Annotated in this window: 23 protein-coding genes and 1 tRNA gene; 20 read left to right on the top strand and 4 right to left on the bottom strand. The window is 61.7% G+C overall.

Annotated features, from left to right (window positions below):
* The first annotated feature begins 109 nt into the window (after positions 1 to 109).
* The 10 genes from ACDI39_RS00890 to ACDI39_RS00845 all read left to right on the top strand — a co-directional run bounded on the left by ACDI39_RS00890 (position 110) and on the right by ACDI39_RS00845 (position 6,727).
* On the top strand, positions 110 to 862 hold the full coding sequence (locus tag ACDI39_RS00890) for a hypothetical protein (protein ID WP_253168228.1): 753 nt from the start codon (positions 110 to 112) through the stop codon (positions 860 to 862).
* A complete protein-coding gene (locus tag ACDI39_RS00885; protein ID WP_253091064.1) occupies positions 859 to 1,356 on the top strand; it encodes a siphovirus Gp157 family protein in 498 nt (165 codons plus the stop codon). The genes ACDI39_RS00890 and ACDI39_RS00885 overlap by 4 nt, the downstream gene beginning before the upstream one ends.
* Positions 1,357 to 1,366: 10 nt before the next feature.
* Positions 1,367 to 1,855, top strand: coding sequence for a single-stranded DNA-binding protein (gene ssb, locus ACDI39_RS00880; RefSeq protein WP_486537267.1), 489 nt, complete (start codon positions 1,367 to 1,369; stop codon positions 1,853 to 1,855).
* Between the two features lie 2 nt (positions 1,856 to 1,857).
* A complete protein-coding gene (locus ACDI39_RS00875; RefSeq protein ID WP_486537266.1) occupies positions 1,858 to 2,019 on the top strand; it encodes a hypothetical protein in 162 nt (53 codons plus the stop codon).
* A gap of 93 nt (positions 2,020 to 2,112) precedes the next feature.
* Positions 2,113 to 2,301: a hypothetical protein gene (locus tag ACDI39_RS00870; protein WP_486537265.1), complete on the top strand. Its 189-nt coding sequence runs from the start codon at positions 2,113 to 2,115 to the stop codon at positions 2,299 to 2,301.
* A gap of 65 nt (positions 2,302 to 2,366) precedes the next feature.
* Positions 2,367 to 2,843, top strand: a complete 477-nt coding sequence (locus ACDI39_RS00865) for a hypothetical protein (RefSeq protein ID WP_486537264.1) — start codon at positions 2,367 to 2,369, stop codon at positions 2,841 to 2,843.
* Positions 2,844 to 2,959: 116 nt separating this feature from the next.
* Complete coding sequence (locus ACDI39_RS00860; RefSeq protein WP_486537263.1) at positions 2,960 to 3,532, top strand: Lcl C-terminal domain-containing protein; 573 nt, start codon at positions 2,960 to 2,962, stop codon at positions 3,530 to 3,532.
* Between the two features lie 52 nt (positions 3,533 to 3,584).
* The gene (locus ACDI39_RS00855) at positions 3,585 to 3,938 is read left to right on the top strand and encodes a four helix bundle protein (protein ID WP_486537262.1); all 354 of its coding nucleotides are present in this window, start codon (positions 3,585 to 3,587) and stop codon (positions 3,936 to 3,938) included.
* Positions 3,939 to 4,136: 198 nt separating this feature from the next.
* Positions 4,137 to 5,294 carry an RNA-directed DNA polymerase gene (locus ACDI39_RS00850; RefSeq protein WP_486537261.1) on the top strand — a complete coding sequence of 386 codons (1,158 nt, stop codon included), beginning with the start codon at positions 4,137 to 4,139 and terminating at the stop codon, positions 5,292 to 5,294.
* A gap of 59 nt (positions 5,295 to 5,353) precedes the next feature.
* The gene (locus ACDI39_RS00845; protein WP_486537260.1) at positions 5,354 to 6,727 is read left to right on the top strand and encodes a DNA cytosine methyltransferase; all 1,374 of its coding nucleotides are present in this window, start codon (positions 5,354 to 5,356) and stop codon (positions 6,725 to 6,727) included.
* On the opposite strand, the gene ACDI39_RS00840 is transcribed toward ACDI39_RS00845, so the two are convergent.
* Positions 6,720 to 6,962, bottom strand: coding sequence for a hypothetical protein (locus ACDI39_RS00840; RefSeq protein WP_486537259.1), 243 nt, complete (start codon positions 6,960 to 6,962; stop codon positions 6,720 to 6,722). The two genes, ACDI39_RS00845 and ACDI39_RS00840, sit on opposite strands and share 8 nt — an antisense overlap.
* A gap of 63 nt (positions 6,963 to 7,025) precedes the next feature.
* On the opposite strand from ACDI39_RS00840, the gene ACDI39_RS00835 reads away from it, so the two are divergent.
* The 8 genes from ACDI39_RS00835 to ACDI39_RS00800 all read left to right on the top strand — a co-directional run bounded on the left by ACDI39_RS00835 (position 7,026) and on the right by ACDI39_RS00800 (position 10,912).
* Entirely contained in the window at positions 7,026 to 7,691 is a 666-nt protein-coding gene (locus ACDI39_RS00835) for a hypothetical protein (RefSeq protein WP_486537258.1), read from the top strand.
* Positions 7,688 to 8,173, top strand: a complete 486-nt coding sequence (locus tag ACDI39_RS00830; RefSeq protein ID WP_486537257.1) for a hypothetical protein — start codon at positions 7,688 to 7,690, stop codon at positions 8,171 to 8,173. Before ACDI39_RS00835 ends, ACDI39_RS00830 begins: the two co-directional genes overlap by 4 nt.
* Before the next feature lie 81 nt (positions 8,174 to 8,254).
* Positions 8,255 to 8,551, top strand: a complete 297-nt coding sequence (locus tag ACDI39_RS00825; RefSeq protein ID WP_486537256.1) for a hypothetical protein — start codon at positions 8,255 to 8,257, stop codon at positions 8,549 to 8,551.
* Positions 8,548 to 8,799, top strand: a complete 252-nt coding sequence (locus tag ACDI39_RS00820; protein ID WP_486537255.1) for a hypothetical protein — start codon at positions 8,548 to 8,550, stop codon at positions 8,797 to 8,799. Before ACDI39_RS00825 ends, ACDI39_RS00820 begins: the two co-directional genes overlap by 4 nt.
* A 341-nt stretch (positions 8,800 to 9,140) precedes the next feature.
* On the top strand, positions 9,141 to 9,908 hold the full coding sequence (locus ACDI39_RS00815; RefSeq protein ID WP_486537254.1) for a DNA-methyltransferase: 768 nt from the start codon (positions 9,141 to 9,143) through the stop codon (positions 9,906 to 9,908).
* Positions 9,909 to 10,035: 127 nt separating this feature from the next.
* Positions 10,036 to 10,359: a hypothetical protein gene (locus tag ACDI39_RS00810; RefSeq protein WP_486537253.1), complete on the top strand. Its 324-nt coding sequence runs from the start codon at positions 10,036 to 10,038 to the stop codon at positions 10,357 to 10,359.
* Between the two features lie 37 nt (positions 10,360 to 10,396).
* On the top strand, positions 10,397 to 10,639 hold the full coding sequence (locus ACDI39_RS00805) for a hypothetical protein (protein WP_253168210.1): 243 nt from the start codon (positions 10,397 to 10,399) through the stop codon (positions 10,637 to 10,639).
* 27 nt (positions 10,640 to 10,666) lie between these two features.
* Positions 10,667 to 10,912: a helix-turn-helix transcriptional regulator gene (locus ACDI39_RS00800; protein WP_253168208.1), complete on the top strand. Its 246-nt coding sequence runs from the start codon at positions 10,667 to 10,669 to the stop codon at positions 10,910 to 10,912.
* Here ACDI39_RS00800 and ACDI39_RS00795 read toward each other — a convergent pair.
* From ACDI39_RS00795 to sohB, 3 genes are all read right to left on the bottom strand, one after another.
* A complete protein-coding gene (locus ACDI39_RS00795; RefSeq protein WP_253168207.1) occupies positions 10,909 to 11,886 on the bottom strand; it encodes a tyrosine-type recombinase/integrase in 978 nt (325 codons plus the stop codon). The two genes, ACDI39_RS00800 and ACDI39_RS00795, sit on opposite strands and share 4 nt — an antisense overlap.
* Positions 11,887 to 12,025: 139 nt before the next feature.
* Positions 12,026 to 12,099, bottom strand: a tRNA-Cys gene (locus tag ACDI39_RS00790).
* 153 nt (positions 12,100 to 12,252) lie between these two features.
* Complete coding sequence (sohB, locus tag ACDI39_RS00785; RefSeq protein ID WP_225790755.1) at positions 12,253 to 13,272, bottom strand: protease SohB; 1,020 nt, start codon at positions 13,270 to 13,272, stop codon at positions 12,253 to 12,255.
* A 196-nt stretch (positions 13,273 to 13,468) separates the two neighbouring features.
* On the opposite strand from sohB, the gene ACDI39_RS00780 reads away from it, so the two are divergent.
* Both ACDI39_RS00780 and ACDI39_RS00775 read left to right on the top strand, forming a co-directional pair.
* On the top strand, positions 13,469 to 14,182 hold the full coding sequence (locus ACDI39_RS00780; protein WP_253080875.1) for a histidine phosphatase family protein: 714 nt from the start codon (positions 13,469 to 13,471) through the stop codon (positions 14,180 to 14,182).
* A 57-nt stretch (positions 14,183 to 14,239) separates the two neighbouring features.
* Positions 14,240 to 14,557 carry an SCP2 sterol-binding domain-containing protein gene (locus ACDI39_RS00775; protein WP_225790757.1) on the top strand — a complete coding sequence of 106 codons (318 nt, stop codon included), beginning with the start codon at positions 14,240 to 14,242 and terminating at the stop codon, positions 14,555 to 14,557.
* Positions 14,558 to 14,795: the final 238 nt, after the last annotated feature.

Below are 14,795 nucleotides of genomic sequence, written 5' to 3'. Positions count from 1 at the left end.
AGAGCGCGCAACCATCCACCGCAGCCAGGGCCTGGAGCGTACCTCCGTGCCTGGGTGACCTGGCAAACCACTTTCCAAATGACGGCGCCGGCCTGGCGCGAGGTGACAAATGTCCAATGCAAACATGCGCATCTGGGACCAGGTTGACACGACCGACCCTAGTGCAACGAAGAACTTCACTGGGATGGGCGGTTTCAAAGGAACCGCAATCAAACCAACATACCTTATGCGCAAGGCAACTGAGGTCTTCGGCCCTTGCGGTGAGGGATGGGGTTGGACGGTGCTTGAGGATCGATTCGATGAGGGCGCCCCGCTTTCAGCTCCTACCAAGGAATGGCCAGAGGCGCCGCGAATCAACGCCAAGCTGCACACGATCAAGATTCAGCTTTGGTACCTGGGAAAAGATGGGCAGAAATGCACTGTCGAGCACTACGGCCACACACCGTTTGTTCTTCTCCAGCAGGGCAAGATCATCACGGATTGGGAGGCTGCGAAGAAGTCTCTCACCGACGCTATCGGTAAGTGCCTTCAGCCTCTTGGCTTCGCTGCTGACATCCACATGGGCATGTTCGATGATGCCTCCTACGTCGAGACGGTGCGCAGCGAGGTGGCCATTGAGAAGGCAGAGGATAAAGCTGCTGAGGAAGAGCGCCAGAAGCAAGAAAGACTGGAGTGGCTCAAGTCTGCTGTAGAAACCCTGGCAGGCGCCGTCACCATGCATGAGCTGAAAATGCTCAATACCAGATACGTGAAGAGCGCCACTGCACGCAACGAAACAGCATTCCTTCGGCGCCTGACCGAGGCATACGAAGAGCGCAAAGCCTTCCTTGAAGGAGACAAGAAGAAGGAGCAGGCCGCATGAGCACTCTTTACGAGCTGACGGGTCAATTCAAAGAGTTGACCGCCCTTATGGATGGGGCCGATGAAGACATGGCCATCGCTGTACGCGACACCATGGGCGCAATTGAGGCGGAGTTCAATGACAAGGCCCTAGCCGTAAGTCGGGTCATCCTGAACATGGATGGCGATATCGAAGCTGTGGAGGCCGAGATCGATCGCCTCCAGGAGCGAAAGCGGATCATGTCCAATCGCAAGGGACAGATCATCGACTACCTGCGCGAGAACATGGAGGCGGCGAACATCACCAAGATTAGCTGCCCCCTCTTCACCATCACTCTGGCCAAAGGCCGCGAGTCAGTAATCATCGACGACGAAAAGTCCCTCCCTGACGATTTGGTCGATTCGCGCGTGACCTATGTCCCTGACAAGAAGGCTATCTCCGAACGGATCAAGTCCGGCCAGGAGGTAAAGGGCGCTCACCTGGAGCGCGGAAAGTCTTCGATCCGCATCAAGTAAGAGATAACTCATGCCAACACTTACCGATATCGGCCGCATTGGCCGCGACGCTGAACTGCGCTACACCCCAAACGGCGATGCCGTCTGCAACCTGGCAATCGCCTGCGACTACGGCCGCAAGGGCCAGGATGGAAAGCGCCCCACCCAGTGGGTGGATGCCACGCTCTGGGGCAAGCAGGCTGAGGCCATGGCTCCGTACCTGGTTAAAGGCCAGCAGGTGCACTTCACCGTCGATGATGCGCACGTAGAGGTTTTCACGAAGTCCGACCAGACGCAGGGCGTGAAGCTCACCGGACGGGTGATCGTCATCAAGTTCGCCGGAAGCCCGCCTCAGCAATCGCAGGGCAACCAGCCACCCCAGCAGCCCCGACAGCAACAGCGCACCCAGCAGCGCCCGGCCGCCCAGCAGCAGAGCCAGCAAGGCACGAACGGTCCGGACTACGAAAGCTTCGATGACGATATTCCGTTCGCCCCGCTCCACAGCCTCGCCGGTGCGTAGCCATGAAGCGCCGGCAGATGGTTCACCCCGCCGCGTACTACCTCGGGCGGGCCTGCCGCGACAACAACCAGTCACGCGATGCCCAGCCATACGGCTGGATGACCGTGAACTGCGGCTGGTGGCTTGCTGGCTGGCATGACCGAGATATGGAGCTTTCCGCTTGAAACGCATCACCGCGCGCGTCCGGCACGGCCGGCGCCAGCAGTACATCAATCTGCCGCCCAGCGGGCTATCAGAAGATCGAGGAGACGCACCGCATGAGAATCGACCTTCCGGGCCAGTTCGATCTGCCGATCCAGGTTGCTCACCAGCCGCCGGCAGCGCCAACCGGTAGCAAAGAAGAACTGGCCCTGCGCATCGCCAAGGCTCTCGTCAAGTACGAAGTGCGGCCCTCGTCGGCGCTCTGGATCGAGATCCAGGCGTGCGCAAAGGCCATCCTGAAGTAACGCCCCCCGCATCACCACTTCACCGCCACCAGATATGGAGGGCGGCCTACACCCTGGAGAAAGTCATGACCCAACCTGTACCGCAATTCATCGCTACTGCTGACCTTCCCGAGCGCGGCCAACCGCTCGCCGGCGGCATCTTCGTCACTCGCTACTGGCTGAACGGCCAGGAACGCGCCTTGATCCAGCTGGACGACGAGCTCAAGGGGCCCTGGGGCGAATACGGGGTGAAGATTCCGGGCGCCGACAGCTACAGCGACGGTGAAGCGAACACCCGCGTCATGGCCGAGGCCGGCTGCGAGATCGCCATCAAGGCTCTGGAGCTGGGCGCGCATATCCCGTCCTGCCTGGAAGGTCAGCTGGTGATGGCCGCGAAGGCTGACGGCCTGGTGACCCTGCGTGAAGACCGCTTCCACTGGCTGAGTACGCAGTTCTCCGCCGGCTACGCCTACTGCGTGGGCTTCGAGGGTGGCTGGCTCTACGACGGCGTCAAGTACGGCGAGCGTCTTGTCCGTCCCGTCCGCAGCCTTCCCATTCAGTAATTCACCCCTTCATTCCTTTCTCTGCAGGCGATTCCGGGTTCGTCGGAATGGCGATCAGACCAGAAGCACGCCGGGAAGCGCCGGCCGCCTGCCCCTATTTCCATCAGGAGCAACCCATGGAGCAAGTCAGCATCAGCATTGACGCCAACGTGGCGTCTCGAATCATCCAGCGCGAATTCGACCGGCTGCTGAATTATGCAGCGCTCGATGCAGTGCCTTCCGGTGTGCCGGCCTTGGGCTCGTACTGGCCAGGGCAAGGCGGCTATAACGCCGGCCTGGTGCGCGGCGAGAACGGAGCGCCGGACTACTACCTGATCGTTCCAATCCTGACCGAGCAACTGCGGGCTGAATGGGGTGGCTACGGCGAGGAGTGCGAAGGCGCAACCAGCATGAGCGACGGTCTGGCCAATACCAGAGCGTTGCTGGCTGACACCAACGAACACCCGGCAGCCAAGCTGGCCAGCGAGTTCACTGCCGACGGCCACAGCGACTTCTACCTGCCCGCTCGGCGCGAACTGCAGGTCGCAGAGGCGAACGTGCCGGAGCTGTTTGAGAAGGCCTATCACTGGTCATCTTCGCAGTTCTCCGCCGACAGCGCCTACGACGTGGTCTTCGAGAATGGCTGGCTCGACAGCCACGGCAAGTTCCTCGAGCGTCTTGTCCGTCCCGTCCGCAGATTTATTCCGTAATCCAATCCTTCATTCCTGGGCGCCTCGGCGCCCTCGCTTCTAGGAGGCCAGGATGGCCCTGCACACCCAGTTAGAGATCCACAAGGTGGCCGAGGAGCTGTTCCAGCTTTCCCTCACCTTGGTTCGGCACATCCCACGCGACCTGAAGCAGATCGCGGGCAACAAGATCCGAGACGTATGCCTCGAAATTCTGTTGCTGATCGGTCGAGCCAACATGGCGCGTGACAAGCGCCCGCACCTTACCCAGGTGATCGAAAGCACCTGGGCGCTCAACTACCTGTTCAGGGCGCTTTCCGATTGCGGCGCTATCAGCCGTGGCCAACACGCGAAAGTAATGAAACTCACGGCCTCCGTAGGCCGTCAGGCGAACGCCTGGAAGAAATCCGCAACCGCGCCCGCCGCTTGAGGGTTACGGCTCTCCTGCCTGTGCGCTGAATCTGGTCGTGCCGCTGATCTGTGATCACCGCCATGCGCAGCACGGATACCGCCAGCGGATGCTGGTAGGTCCGGCGCAGTTTCCAGGCTGAGCAATCGTCCTGGCGACGTGGATAGCACGATAGGTCGCAGTTCTCCGCCAACAACGCCTACAACATGGACTTCGAGAATGGCTGGCTCAACAACAACGACAAGAACAACGAGCGTCTTGTCCGTCCCGTCCGCAGACTCATCGGTTGCGCCCTTCACTTTCGAGGAATTGGTCCAGGCCTACTACGACTGCCGGCGGCACAAGCGGAACACCGCGAGCGCTCGCCGCTTCGAAGTGGACATGGAGGACAACCTCCTCGACCTATTCGACGAGCTCCAGGGTGGCACCTACCAGCCTGGCCGCTCGATCTGCTTTGTGGTCACCCGGCCAAAGGCCCGCGAGGTATGGGCCGCCGAGTTCCGGGACCGCATCGTGCACCACCTGCTGTACAACCGCATCGGCCCCGCCATCGAGCGCAGTTTCATAGCGGACAGCTGCGCTTGTATCCCAGGGCGCGGCACGCTGTACGCCGCGAAGCGCCTCGAGGCGAAGATCCGCAGCCAGACGCAGAACTGGTCGCGGCCGGGCTTCTACCTGAAATGCGACCTGGCGAACTTCTTCGTGTCGATCGACAAGCGTGTGCTCGGGCGGCAGCTGGCCAACCGCATCGACGATCCCTGGTGGCGGCAGCTTGCCTTGCAGGTGCTGATGCACGACCCACGCGAGAACTACGAGCTGCGCAGCCCTGCTGGCCTGTTCAACCGGGTTCCGCAGCACAAGCGGCTGACAGCGCAGCCGGCATACCTGGGCCTGCCGATCGGCAACCTGTCATCGCAGTTCTTCGCCAACGTCTACCTCGACGCCCTGGACCAGTTCTGCAAGCACAAGCTCAAGGCCAAGCACTACATCCGCTACGTCGACGACTTCGTGCTGCTGCATGAGTCGCCGCAACAGTTGAACGAATGGCTGTTCCAGATTGAGCAGTTCCTGCCCAGCCTGGGCGTCAGGCTCAACCCTTCGAAGACCATCCTGCAGCCAATTGACCGAGGCGTGGACTTCGTTGGGCACGTGATCAAGCCCTGGCGGCGCACCACCCGCAAGAAGTCGGTAGCCCAGGCCTTGAAGCGAGCTGCTGCGGCGCCAGCGGAAAGCCTGCGCGAGACAGCCAACAGCTACTTCGGCCTGCTTGGCCAAGCCAGCCACAGCCAGAAAGACCGCGCCGCGCTGGCCAACCTAGTGCTGCGCCGGGGGCATGTGGTCAATGGCGCGCTGACGCAGACCTACCCGAAACGATAGCGCTGCCCGCCAGCGCCTTCCCCTATTCAACGATAACGCCTCCCCGGCGAGGATCATCAATGCCCATAACCTACGGAAGTGTCTGCAGCGGCATTGAAGCTGCGACAGTCGCCTGGGAGCCGATCGGGTGGCAGGCGTCCTGGTACGCCGAGATCGAGCCATTCCCCAGCGCGGTACTGGCCCACCACTACCCCGCCACGCCGAACCACGGCGATATGACCCGCCTGGCAGCCATGGTGCTGTCCGGCAAGATCCCGGCGCCTGAGGTACTGGTCGGCGGCACGCCCTGCCAGGCCTTCAGCGTGGCCGGGATGCGAGAAGGCCTGGCCGACCCGCGCGGCGCCCTAACCATCAAATACGTGGAGCTGCTCGATGCAATTGACCATGTTCGAACCATGCACGGTCAGCCCGAGGCCGTCTGCCTCTGGGAAAACGTCCCCGGCGTCCTCTCCGACAAAGGCAACGCGTTTGGCTGCTTCCTCGGCGCCCTGGTGGGCGAATCCGAAGAACTCCAGCCGCCAGGGGGCAAATGGAAGGACGCTGGTTGTGTGTATGGACCCACGCGAACAGCCGCATGGCGGATTCTGGATGCCCAATATTTCGGCCTGGCCCAACGACGCCGCCGCGTGTTCGTTGTCGCAAGTGCTCGAGCAGGGTTCGATCCCCTCGAAGTACTTTTTGAGCGCGAAGGCCTGCGCCGGGATACTCCGCCGCGCCGAGGCGAGGGGCAAGACGTTGCCTGCACCCTTGATGCACGCACTGAAGGCGGCGGCTTCCCAGGAACAGACGGAGCTACAGGAGGCCACGTAGTCTCACCACCAGATTGGCCGAGGGTATTCGGAGGAAACAACACAAGCGGTCCGATTGATGTAGCGCCAGCTCGCAACGCATGCGCCAGCGCCAGCGGAAGGATGGACTTCGAGAGCGAAGCCTTCGTGGTCCACGGCACGCAAGACCCAGATGTCAGGCATGAGCAAGCGCACACGCTTGGGCGGAACAACGGGATGGAGAATGCCCTGCTCGCCTTCAGCTGTAAGGACCACGGCGCCGATGCTGGCGACTTGGCACCGACGCTTCGTGCCATGGGTCACGGCGCCAGTCATGCCAACGCCGGCGGCCAGGTCGCGGTGTGCATCACTGGCGATATCACCCACACGCTGAAGGCCGAAGGCTTCGACGCCAGCGAAGACGGAACGGGCCGTGGCCAGCCAATGACCCTGGGAGGGGCTGGTGTGCGTCGCCTCACTCCCATCGAGTGCGAGCGACTCCAGGGCTTTCCTGATGACTACACGCTGGTCCCGTATCGCGGAAGGGTCGCAGGGTTATGCCCCGATGGCCCGCGCTACAAGGCGATCGGCAACAGCAAGGCCGTGTTCGTCGTCCGCTGGATTGGTCGCCGTATGCAGCGTCAACTGGAAAGGCTCATCAGATAAGCCAGACTGCGTTCTCCATCGTAACTCGTGGCTCCAGTGAGCCGTTCTGGCGTTCTTTGCTCAGCCAGGCACTCATGGCCGCGCCATTCAGCCTTCTGCCATCCCTGATCGCCAGTAAGACCGGCGCGGCAATACTGAACTTGTCACATCCCGCACAGACCACCTTCCAATGGTCGTGAGCCTCTTCAAGAACCTGAATGTAGTCGCCGCAGATCCAGCATCTCGGAAAAGTCATGACGGCCTCCTTCAAACTGAACCTGAAAATTCTAGACCTGCTTTCGCAGGCGCGAGGTATCCCATGCCCACAGAAAACCGATCCAGCAACACCGACGTGCCTTTCCAGCGCGAAGACCGCTACATCGTCATCAAGCGCAGCGACTTGGACAAGCTGTCTCCCATTGATCGTGACTTGGCACTGTCCAGCCTCGAACACGTCGACTCCATCATGGCGGCATGGGATTGTCCGGCGCGCAAGTGCCTGGTCATCGAAAGTGACTGGCCTGAGTACGAGCCGACCTGGGCAGCCATCGAGGCGCGGGTCACCGGCAAGCCAGCCGAGCAGCACCAGGGCGAGCCAGTGGCGTGGCGCTACCAGGTGCGTGCTGGTGGTGAGTGGTACGTGACGACTACTGAGCCGCATGCTCGAATGTTCTCCAACACCGAGGATGGCGGTTGCCGTGAGCCTCTCTACCCCCACGCCGATCCTGGCGAGGTTGAGCGGCTGCGCTACAAGGCTGAGCTGTACGACGAAGTGTGGGAACTGGCCACCGGGCTGGGATTCATGAACGTCACAACGGCAATCAGCAAGCTGCGCACTCAGCTGGCCGAGCGGGATGCGCTGCTGCGTGAGGCGTCCGAATGGATCAAGACCAACAGCTTCCACGGTACCGACGCAATTGACTTGTGGGAGCGGATCGACGCTCTATCCGCCAGCGCAGAGCCAACCGAAGGGGGTGCACAATGAGCGCGAACAAGACCATTAAAGCCCTGCGCGAAGAGCGCAATCAGCTGTATGCCGAGATTCGACGCCTGCAAGCCCTTGCGGGCGAGCAGCCCACAATTCGAGAGATGGAAAGGGCTGGCATCAAAGCAGAGCCGAGCGCGCCGGTTGAGCGCGATGAGCGGGCTTCCTTCGAGTATCACCACCGGGTCTGCGACCTGGTGCGGGATGAAGACTGCCCAGAGGACTACCGGAACCAAAGCGTTCAGGATTCGTGGGAAGGCTGGCAAGCCCGCGCCGCCCTGGAGCACAAGCCCTCCACGTCCGACGACCTCGCCGCCTTCAACGCCGCATTCCAGAAGGCCATGGAAACCGGATGGGATGATCCCATCGACCTGGCCCTCCAGCTGTGGAACGCCCGTGGCGGCCTGGAGCGCAAGCCAGCGCTCGATCCAAAGATGATCGGCATCGTCCACACCCCACCGGCTGAGTACGACGAACCCTGAAGGAGTACATCCGTACTCTTTTTCTGCTGCAACCCCTCTTCCCCCTATTCACTGCCGCGATATGGCGGCCAAGGAATCCCCGTGACTGCAAAACAGTATCCGCTGGAGGTGCAAAGCGTCGGCAGCGACACCTACATCGCGATGAGCAAGGGTCACCACGACCTTGAAGTGTTCATGGCCGCGGCTGTAGAGGAATGCCCAGGCTGGTTCTTGGGCGGTCCACAGCACAAATGGTGCAAGACGGTGCCGGATCGCTCGGGCGAGTTTGCGCACCGATACGTGTTCGTGGAGGAAGGCACACCAGGGGCCTGGCCGGCAACCTACTGCTGGGAGTTCGGCGAGGACTACAAGCGCTACAACGCCGAGGTGCAGCCATGACCCGCCTCGCCCTCTGCCTCCTGCTGCTGGCCACCGGCGCCAGCGCAACCGAGAACGTAATCGACGTGCAGCACGACAGCCAGCGTGGCGTCACCTGCTACATCCTCAATGGCGTCGGCATCAGCTGCATCCCCGACAGCCAGCTGCAGGCCGGCAACGAGCGCCAGCTCTCCCCGCACGAAACCCAACCCGAGCCTACACCCGCTCTGGCGCCTGGGCGCTGGATTGATGAGAGGTATCAGCTGTGAGCAAACCGCATTGGATCGACGCGCCAGAGTGGGCCGAATGGCTTGCCCAGGACAGCGACGGCGAATGGTTCTGGTGGGAGTCGATGCCGATCTTGATACCTGGTAAGGCTGGATGGACTGGCGGCGGTCGTTACAAGTGGGCGCGAAAAACGCCCAACTACCACCCCTTCGGACTGACATTGGAGCGCCGCCCATGACCGACCTGATCGAAGTGAAGACCTGCACCTGCCCATCCGGCAACGGCTCGCTGCGCTGGCCTTGCCCAGTTCATCCGCCGAAGGAGAAGCAGCCATGATCCTGCCCCTGATGTACATGGCCTACCTGATCTACAGGGGGCCGCGATGAGCGAAGTCAGCCTCTACCACGGTGACTGTCTGGAGGTAATGAAGTTGATCCCAGATGCCAGCGTCGACATGGTGCTGGCTGACCTGCCATACGGCACCACGCAGTGCGCCTGGGATGTTGTCATCCCCTTCGAGCCGCTGTGGGAGCAGTACCTGCGGATCGCCAAGCCCGATGCCGCGATTGTGCTCTGCGCAGCCCAGCCTTTCAGTTCGCTGGTGGTGGCCAGCAACCCCCGAGACTATCGCTACGAGTGGATCTGGGAGAAAGGCAACGCAACTGGTTTTCTCAACGCCAAGAAACAGCCACTACGGGCGCACGAAAGCGCCCAGGTCTTCTACCGGCGCCAGCCCGTGTACAACCCGCAGATGACCACGGGCCACGAGCGACGTACTGCAAAGCGGAAGACGGTCAACTCGGAGTGCTACGGCAAGGCCCTGTCACTCACCGAGTACGACTCAACGGACCGATACCCACGGTCGGTGCAGTTCTTCTCGAGCGACAAGCAAACGGCCAACTTCCACCCGACACAGAAGCCAGTGGCCTGGATGCAGTTCCTGATCGCCACCTACAGCAATCCGGGCCAGATGGTGCTCGACAACACCATGGGCAGCGGCACTACCGGCGTTGCCTGTATCCAGCTGGGTCGGCGATTCATCGGCATCGAGCAGGACGAGGCGCACTTCGTTACCGCTCAGCAGCGAATTGCCGAGGCCATAACCATTCGCGACACCCCGGCAGCGCAGATCGAGCTGTTCGAAGCGTGAGCCTAGCCCCTCCCTTACTACTCAAGGCCGCCAGCCAGGCGGAACCATATCGGCGACCCCGACGAAATGGTCACACCCAACCACTACTCAAGCCCGCCGACATGCACGGGCATGGAGAGCTATTGCCATGACGAAAGAAGAACTGGCCAGCCTGCCTGCAAAGATCCGCATTGCGACTGAGGCAGGCAAGGCCGCAGCCGCTGCGTGCACCGATGATGGGGGCAGCGCCAACCTGGACCGTGTTGTCATCCCGCTGCGCGGTCTGCGCGCCAATCAGATCAAAGGCCTGCCTGGCGAGGTCTACCCGGCCAGCACCTATCACCCGCGAGGCCTGCACCTGTCAGTGCCGTTCACAGGCATCGGCAACCGTCGGTACGCCGGCGTGCAGGCCATGTACCGGTCGCTCAAGGACCAGGGCGTCGACTGCTACGTCTACTACCAACTGGACTGACCACCAACCTGCCGCCACCGGCGGCGTGGAGACCTGCATGACTACACCATTCAAGGCCTACACCCTAGGCGATGACTTCGCCGTCAGGGAGGTCATCATCGTGCGAAAAGGCCTGTTCTGCGTAGACAGCAAAGGCGTAAAGCACCCGAGGCCGAAGCTGTTCACCAGCGCCAAGGCTGCACAGGACAAAGCCAGGAAGTGGCTCGCTGACCGTGAGGCGCAGTTGGCCAAAGAGAACGAGCTGCATGAGCAGCGCAAAAAGATAGTCGCATCCTACTGATGCCGCCGGGTGCGGCAGGAGCCCTACATGGAACAAGAGATCATCCACATCCCCGAACTGGCCAAGTTGCTTGGTCGGTCAGAATCCGCCATCCGCAGCGCCCGGCAGGTCGGCGCACCCTGGCTGCCGCCATTCTTCAAGCAGGGCGCCCGGATCTGCTGGAGGGTCAGCACGGTTCGCCAGTTTTTGCAGGAGTGCGAGAGGGGGATGCACACGCCGGCGAAGCCCGGTCGGAAGCGCCAGGCGCCGCCGACGCTGGCCAGCGTGCGCTAGCCGAGCTTGTCAGCCAGGGTATCGGGGCACAGATGCGTATAGCGCTTGAGCATGCTCAAGGACTTGTGCCCCGTGATTGCGCTGACCTCCATCATCGACAGGCCTTTTTCGAACAGCCTCGACGTGCCTTCGTGTCGAAGGTCATGGAAGTGCAGGTCTTCGACATTGGCAGCCCGGCACGCCCGGGTGAAGTACTGGCTGACCGAGTGCGGCACCAGAGAAAACACCTTGCCATCCAAGCGCGCTGGAAGAGACTCGAGCAGGTTTCGAGCCCGGACGGACAGCGGCACCAGTCGGCGGGAGCCGTTCTTGGTGTCTTCCAGGATCACGTGCTTCGCCTTGACGTTCTCACGACGAAGAGTCAGCAGTTCGCTACGGCGCATCGCCGTCTCGACCGCAATACCGATGATCGCCGGCATCTCAGCGTGGATATCACCAGCCGCCTTAATCACATCCTTCAGTTCCTGGGCAGTCGGCCGCCGATCACGCGACTTCGCCCCTTTCGGCATCCTCAGCCGAGCCACCGGGTTGCTCAGCCCCTCAATACCCCAGTCCTTGATGGCCACTGTAAAAAGGTGGCTGATCACCGCTAGGTCGAGCTTGACCGTAGCGGCGGACTTCCCTTCCTTGAGCTCATCATCCCTATATGCAGCCATGTCGCTGGAGCGGATTGCGGCCAGGCCTTTCTTCGCTAGCCTGTGCCTCTTCCACTTGGCGATGCGGGTCATTTCCTGCTTGGCGCCCTTCTTGGCCGAGGTCACTTCGCGAGAGTAACGGTCAAGCGCCTCCTCCAGGGTGGTGCTCTCCGCCTCGCGCATGTCCACGAACCTGGCGCGCGACATGTCGCCCTCGATCTCAGCCGCCCAGCGCTGGGCCTCGGCCTTGGTATCGAAGGTCGCGGAGAGGGTCGGATATCCTTTTCGGCGGATCTTGGTCCGCCATGCCCCGTTGGGGCGCTGCTCGATAGTGGCCATGCACCGGATTTTGCCGGGGACACGTGGGACATGCAATTTCTTCCAGTGTCCCAGAATTGTCCCAAATGGCCGGGGCCAGCAAAATCCGCAGGCATGAAAAAAGCCCCGCAACCTCAATGGCTGCGGGGCTTTCGAATGGTGGAGGCCGAGGTCGGAATCGAACCGGCGTAGACGGATTTGCAATCCGGAGCATAACCACTTTGCTACTCGGCCTCAAAGTTCGGATCTAGCTGCTCACGCTTCGCTATCTCCTTGAAACATCAGGACTTTTTCAAGTCAGCTGCGTTTCGATGGACGCCATTATGTCTGCATTCGCAGAACCTTGCAACCCCCTTGTCAGAAAAAATCTTCAAGGGGTTCAAGGTGTTAGCGCAGGCGGCCGAGTTTGCTCCAGAGGCCGACCAGGGTGTTCTCAACGGTACCGCTGGCGGCGATACCGATACGCTCCTGCAGACTCTTGCGCTCGGCGTAGTGCAGATGGAACAGGTTGGCCTCTCGCGCCCGCTCGCTCAGATACTCATCGCTGGTACGCACTTCGTCGACCAGTTTGCGGTTCAGCGCGGCGACGCCCAGCCAGACCTCGCCGGTGGCCACCTCGTCGATATGCAACTGCGGGCGGTAGCGGGCGACGAAATCCTTGAACAACTGGTGGGTGACGTCCAGGTCTTCCTGGAATTTCTCACGGCCCTTCTCGGTGTTCTCGCCGAATACCGTCAGGGTGCGCTTGTATTCACCGGCGGTGAGCACCTCGAAATCGATGTCGTGCTTCTTCAGCAAGCGGTTGACGTTGGGCAACTGCGCCACCACGCCGATCGAGCCAAGCACCGCGAAGGGCGCGCTGATGATCTTTTCGCCGATACAGGCCATCATGTAGCCGCCGCTGGCAGCGACCTTGTCGATGCACACGGTCAGCGGAATACCGGCCTGGCGGATACGCGCCAGCTGCGAGGCCGCCAAGCCGTAGCTGTGGACGAGGCCACCACCGCTCTCCAGGCGCAGCACCACTTCGTCACGTGGGGTGGCGAGGGTCAACAGCGCAGTGATCTCGTTGCGCAGGCTCTCGGTAGCCGAAGCCTTGATGTCGCCATCGAAATCGAGGACGAACACCCGGCTCTTGTCGTCGCCCTTGGCCTTTTTCTGCTGTTTTTCCGCCTTGGCCTGCTGCTTGCGCAGGGCCTTGAGCTGGGGCTTGTCGAGCAGGCCTGCCTCGAGGCGCTCGCGCAGGTCCTTGTAGAACTCGTTGAGACGGGTGACCTGCAATTGCCCGCCCGGCTTGCGCCGCCCCTTGCCACGCATGCCGGCGATGGCCGAAAGGACCACCAGGATGGCGATCACCAGGGTGGCGGTTTTAGCGAGAAAGCTTGCGTATTCGGCAAGAAACTCCACGTTGACTCCTTGATAGACCAGCGCCCAACGGCGCGAAACTGTTCCAAGCATACCGGTGCGCCTGTGGCGCTGCCAGCCACGGAAAACGGCAGCAATACAGTTCAAACAACCTTTTCAAACGCTTGTATGTTTTTTCATTGACAGCCTTCGTGCCGCATCCTAACCTCGCAGCAACTTCACCAGGCCGGACTCCTCCGTGGGCAACATCTACCTGATCCGACATGGCCAAGCCTCCTTCGGTGCCGACGACTACGACGTCCTGTCGCCCGTGGGCGTGCGCCAGAGCCAGGCCCTGGGCGAGCATCTGGCCCAACTGGGCCTGTGCCTGGACCACTGCGTGGCCGGTACCCTGCGGCGCCAGCAGGACACCGCGCGCCTGGCGCTGGAGGCGATGCACGCCAACGGCTGCCAGGTACCGCCCATAGAGACCGACCCGGCGTTCGACGAGTTCGACGCCGATGGCGTGATCCGTGCCCTGCTCCCCGGCCTGCTGCCCGAAGAACCCGAAGCGCTGCATGTTTTGCGCAACGGCGCGCAGAACCGTAGCGAGTTCCAACGCCTGTTCGCCCTGATGGTGCAACGCTGGTACGACGGCGAGCATGAAGAAGAGGATGGTCTGGAGACCTGGCAGGCCTTCACCGCCCGTGTCGAGACGGGCCTGGGGCGTGTCCTGGAACGCGCCAGCAGCGGTGACGACATCGCCATCTTCACCTCAGGCGGTACCATCGCCGCCCTGCTCCACCTGGTTACCCGGATCACCCCCAGTCAAGCCTTCGCGCTGAACTGGCAGATCATCAACACGTCGCTCAGCCAGCTGAAGTTCCGTGGCCGCGACGTGACACTGGCTTCCTTCAACAGCCAAGCCCATGTGCGGCTGCTGAAGGTGCCGGAGCTCGTCACCTATCGATGAACCCGGCCTGTTGTTGTCCCTGCGGGGACGTGAATATCACTCTATAAGGAATGCGCCATGACCTCCGTAGCTGATGCCGTCAAGAAGATGCAAGAGAAGTTCAACCCATCCGCTGCCGCCGGCCTGGACCTGGTGTTCGGCTTCAACATCACCGACGAGGACAAGCACTACGCCCTGCTCGTCAAAGACGGCACCTGCCAATTGCAGGAAGGCGAGAACCCGGATGCCAACTGCACCCTGGTGATGGACAGCGAGACCCTCAAAGGCATCGTCAGCGGCGAAACCGATGGCATGCAGGCCTTCATGGGCGGCAAGCTGCGCGTCGAGGGCGACATGATGCTGTCGATGAAGCTCAGCGAGCTGTTCCCAGCCTGAGTGGCGGCCACGAACGCCGACGAGAAAACCGAAGCCTGATGCGCTTCGGTTTTTTTTTGCCTCTGCCGGCCGTTGCCTTTGGGCAAGCCCTCTCCCACGGGGTCCTTCGTCGGCCGTATGTTTTCTGCACGACAGAACAGCCCGGGGTCTGGGCTGGCCCATCAGGTGCATTGATCGCCCGGCAACACCCTTACCAATAAGGCGCCTGGCACGCTTGTACCAGCGGCGGCAGGAAATT

The sequence above is a fragment of the Pseudomonas sp. Tun-23181 genome (assembly GCF_057415455.1).
Note: the sequence above shows the minus strand (reverse complement) of the source record. Positions and strands in the feature narration are given on the sequence as shown.

Excerpts from the sequence above, each read along its gene's own strand:
- ACDI39_RS00845 (WP_486537260.1), top strand. The coding sequence starts at position 5,354 with ATGCCCATAACCTACGGAAGTGTCTGCAGCGGCATTGAAGCTGCGACA.
- ACDI39_RS00855 (WP_486537262.1), top strand. The coding sequence starts at position 3,585 with ATGGCCCTGCACACCCAGTTAGAGATCCACAAGGTGGCCGAGGAGCTG.
- ACDI39_RS00890 (WP_253168228.1), top strand. The coding sequence starts at position 110 with ATGTCCAATGCAAACATGCGCATCTGGGACCAGGTTGACACGACCGAC.
- ACDI39_RS00795 (WP_253168207.1), bottom strand. The coding sequence starts at position 11,886 with ATGGCCACTATCGAGCAGCGCCCCAACGGGGCATGGCGGACCAAGATC.
- ssb (WP_486537267.1), top strand. The coding sequence starts at position 1,367 with ATGCCAACACTTACCGATATCGGCCGCATTGGCCGCGACGCTGAACTG.
- ACDI39_RS00815 (WP_486537254.1), top strand. The coding sequence starts at position 9,141 with ATGAGCGAAGTCAGCCTCTACCACGGTGACTGTCTGGAGGTAATGAAG.
- ACDI39_RS00860 (WP_486537263.1), top strand. The coding sequence starts at position 2,960 with ATGGAGCAAGTCAGCATCAGCATTGACGCCAACGTGGCGTCTCGAATC.
- ACDI39_RS00850 (WP_486537261.1), top strand. The coding sequence starts at position 4,137 with ATGGCTGGCTCAACAACAACGACAAGAACAACGAGCGTCTTGTCCGTC.
- ACDI39_RS00885 (WP_253091064.1), top strand. The coding sequence starts at position 859 with ATGAGCACTCTTTACGAGCTGACGGGTCAATTCAAAGAGTTGACCGCC.
- ACDI39_RS00775 (WP_225790757.1), top strand. The coding sequence starts at position 14,240 with ATGACCTCCGTAGCTGATGCCGTCAAGAAGATGCAAGAGAAGTTCAAC.
- ACDI39_RS00835 (WP_486537258.1), top strand. The coding sequence starts at position 7,026 with ATGCCCACAGAAAACCGATCCAGCAACACCGACGTGCCTTTCCAGCGC.
- ACDI39_RS00830 (WP_486537257.1), top strand. The coding sequence starts at position 7,688 with ATGAGCGCGAACAAGACCATTAAAGCCCTGCGCGAAGAGCGCAATCAG.
- ACDI39_RS00875 (WP_486537266.1), top strand. The coding sequence starts at position 1,858 with ATGAAGCGCCGGCAGATGGTTCACCCCGCCGCGTACTACCTCGGGCGG.
- ACDI39_RS00870 (WP_486537265.1), top strand. The coding sequence starts at position 2,113 with ATGAGAATCGACCTTCCGGGCCAGTTCGATCTGCCGATCCAGGTTGCT.
- ACDI39_RS00810 (WP_486537253.1), top strand. The coding sequence starts at position 10,036 with ATGACGAAAGAAGAACTGGCCAGCCTGCCTGCAAAGATCCGCATTGCG.
- ACDI39_RS00805 (WP_253168210.1), top strand. The coding sequence starts at position 10,397 with ATGACTACACCATTCAAGGCCTACACCCTAGGCGATGACTTCGCCGTC.
- ACDI39_RS00820 (WP_486537255.1), top strand. The coding sequence starts at position 8,548 with ATGACCCGCCTCGCCCTCTGCCTCCTGCTGCTGGCCACCGGCGCCAGC.
- ACDI39_RS00865 (WP_486537264.1), top strand. The coding sequence starts at position 2,367 with ATGACCCAACCTGTACCGCAATTCATCGCTACTGCTGACCTTCCCGAG.
- ACDI39_RS00840 (WP_486537259.1), bottom strand. The coding sequence starts at position 6,962 with ATGACTTTTCCGAGATGCTGGATCTGCGGCGACTACATTCAGGTTCTT.
- ACDI39_RS00800 (WP_253168208.1), top strand. The coding sequence starts at position 10,667 with ATGGAACAAGAGATCATCCACATCCCCGAACTGGCCAAGTTGCTTGGT.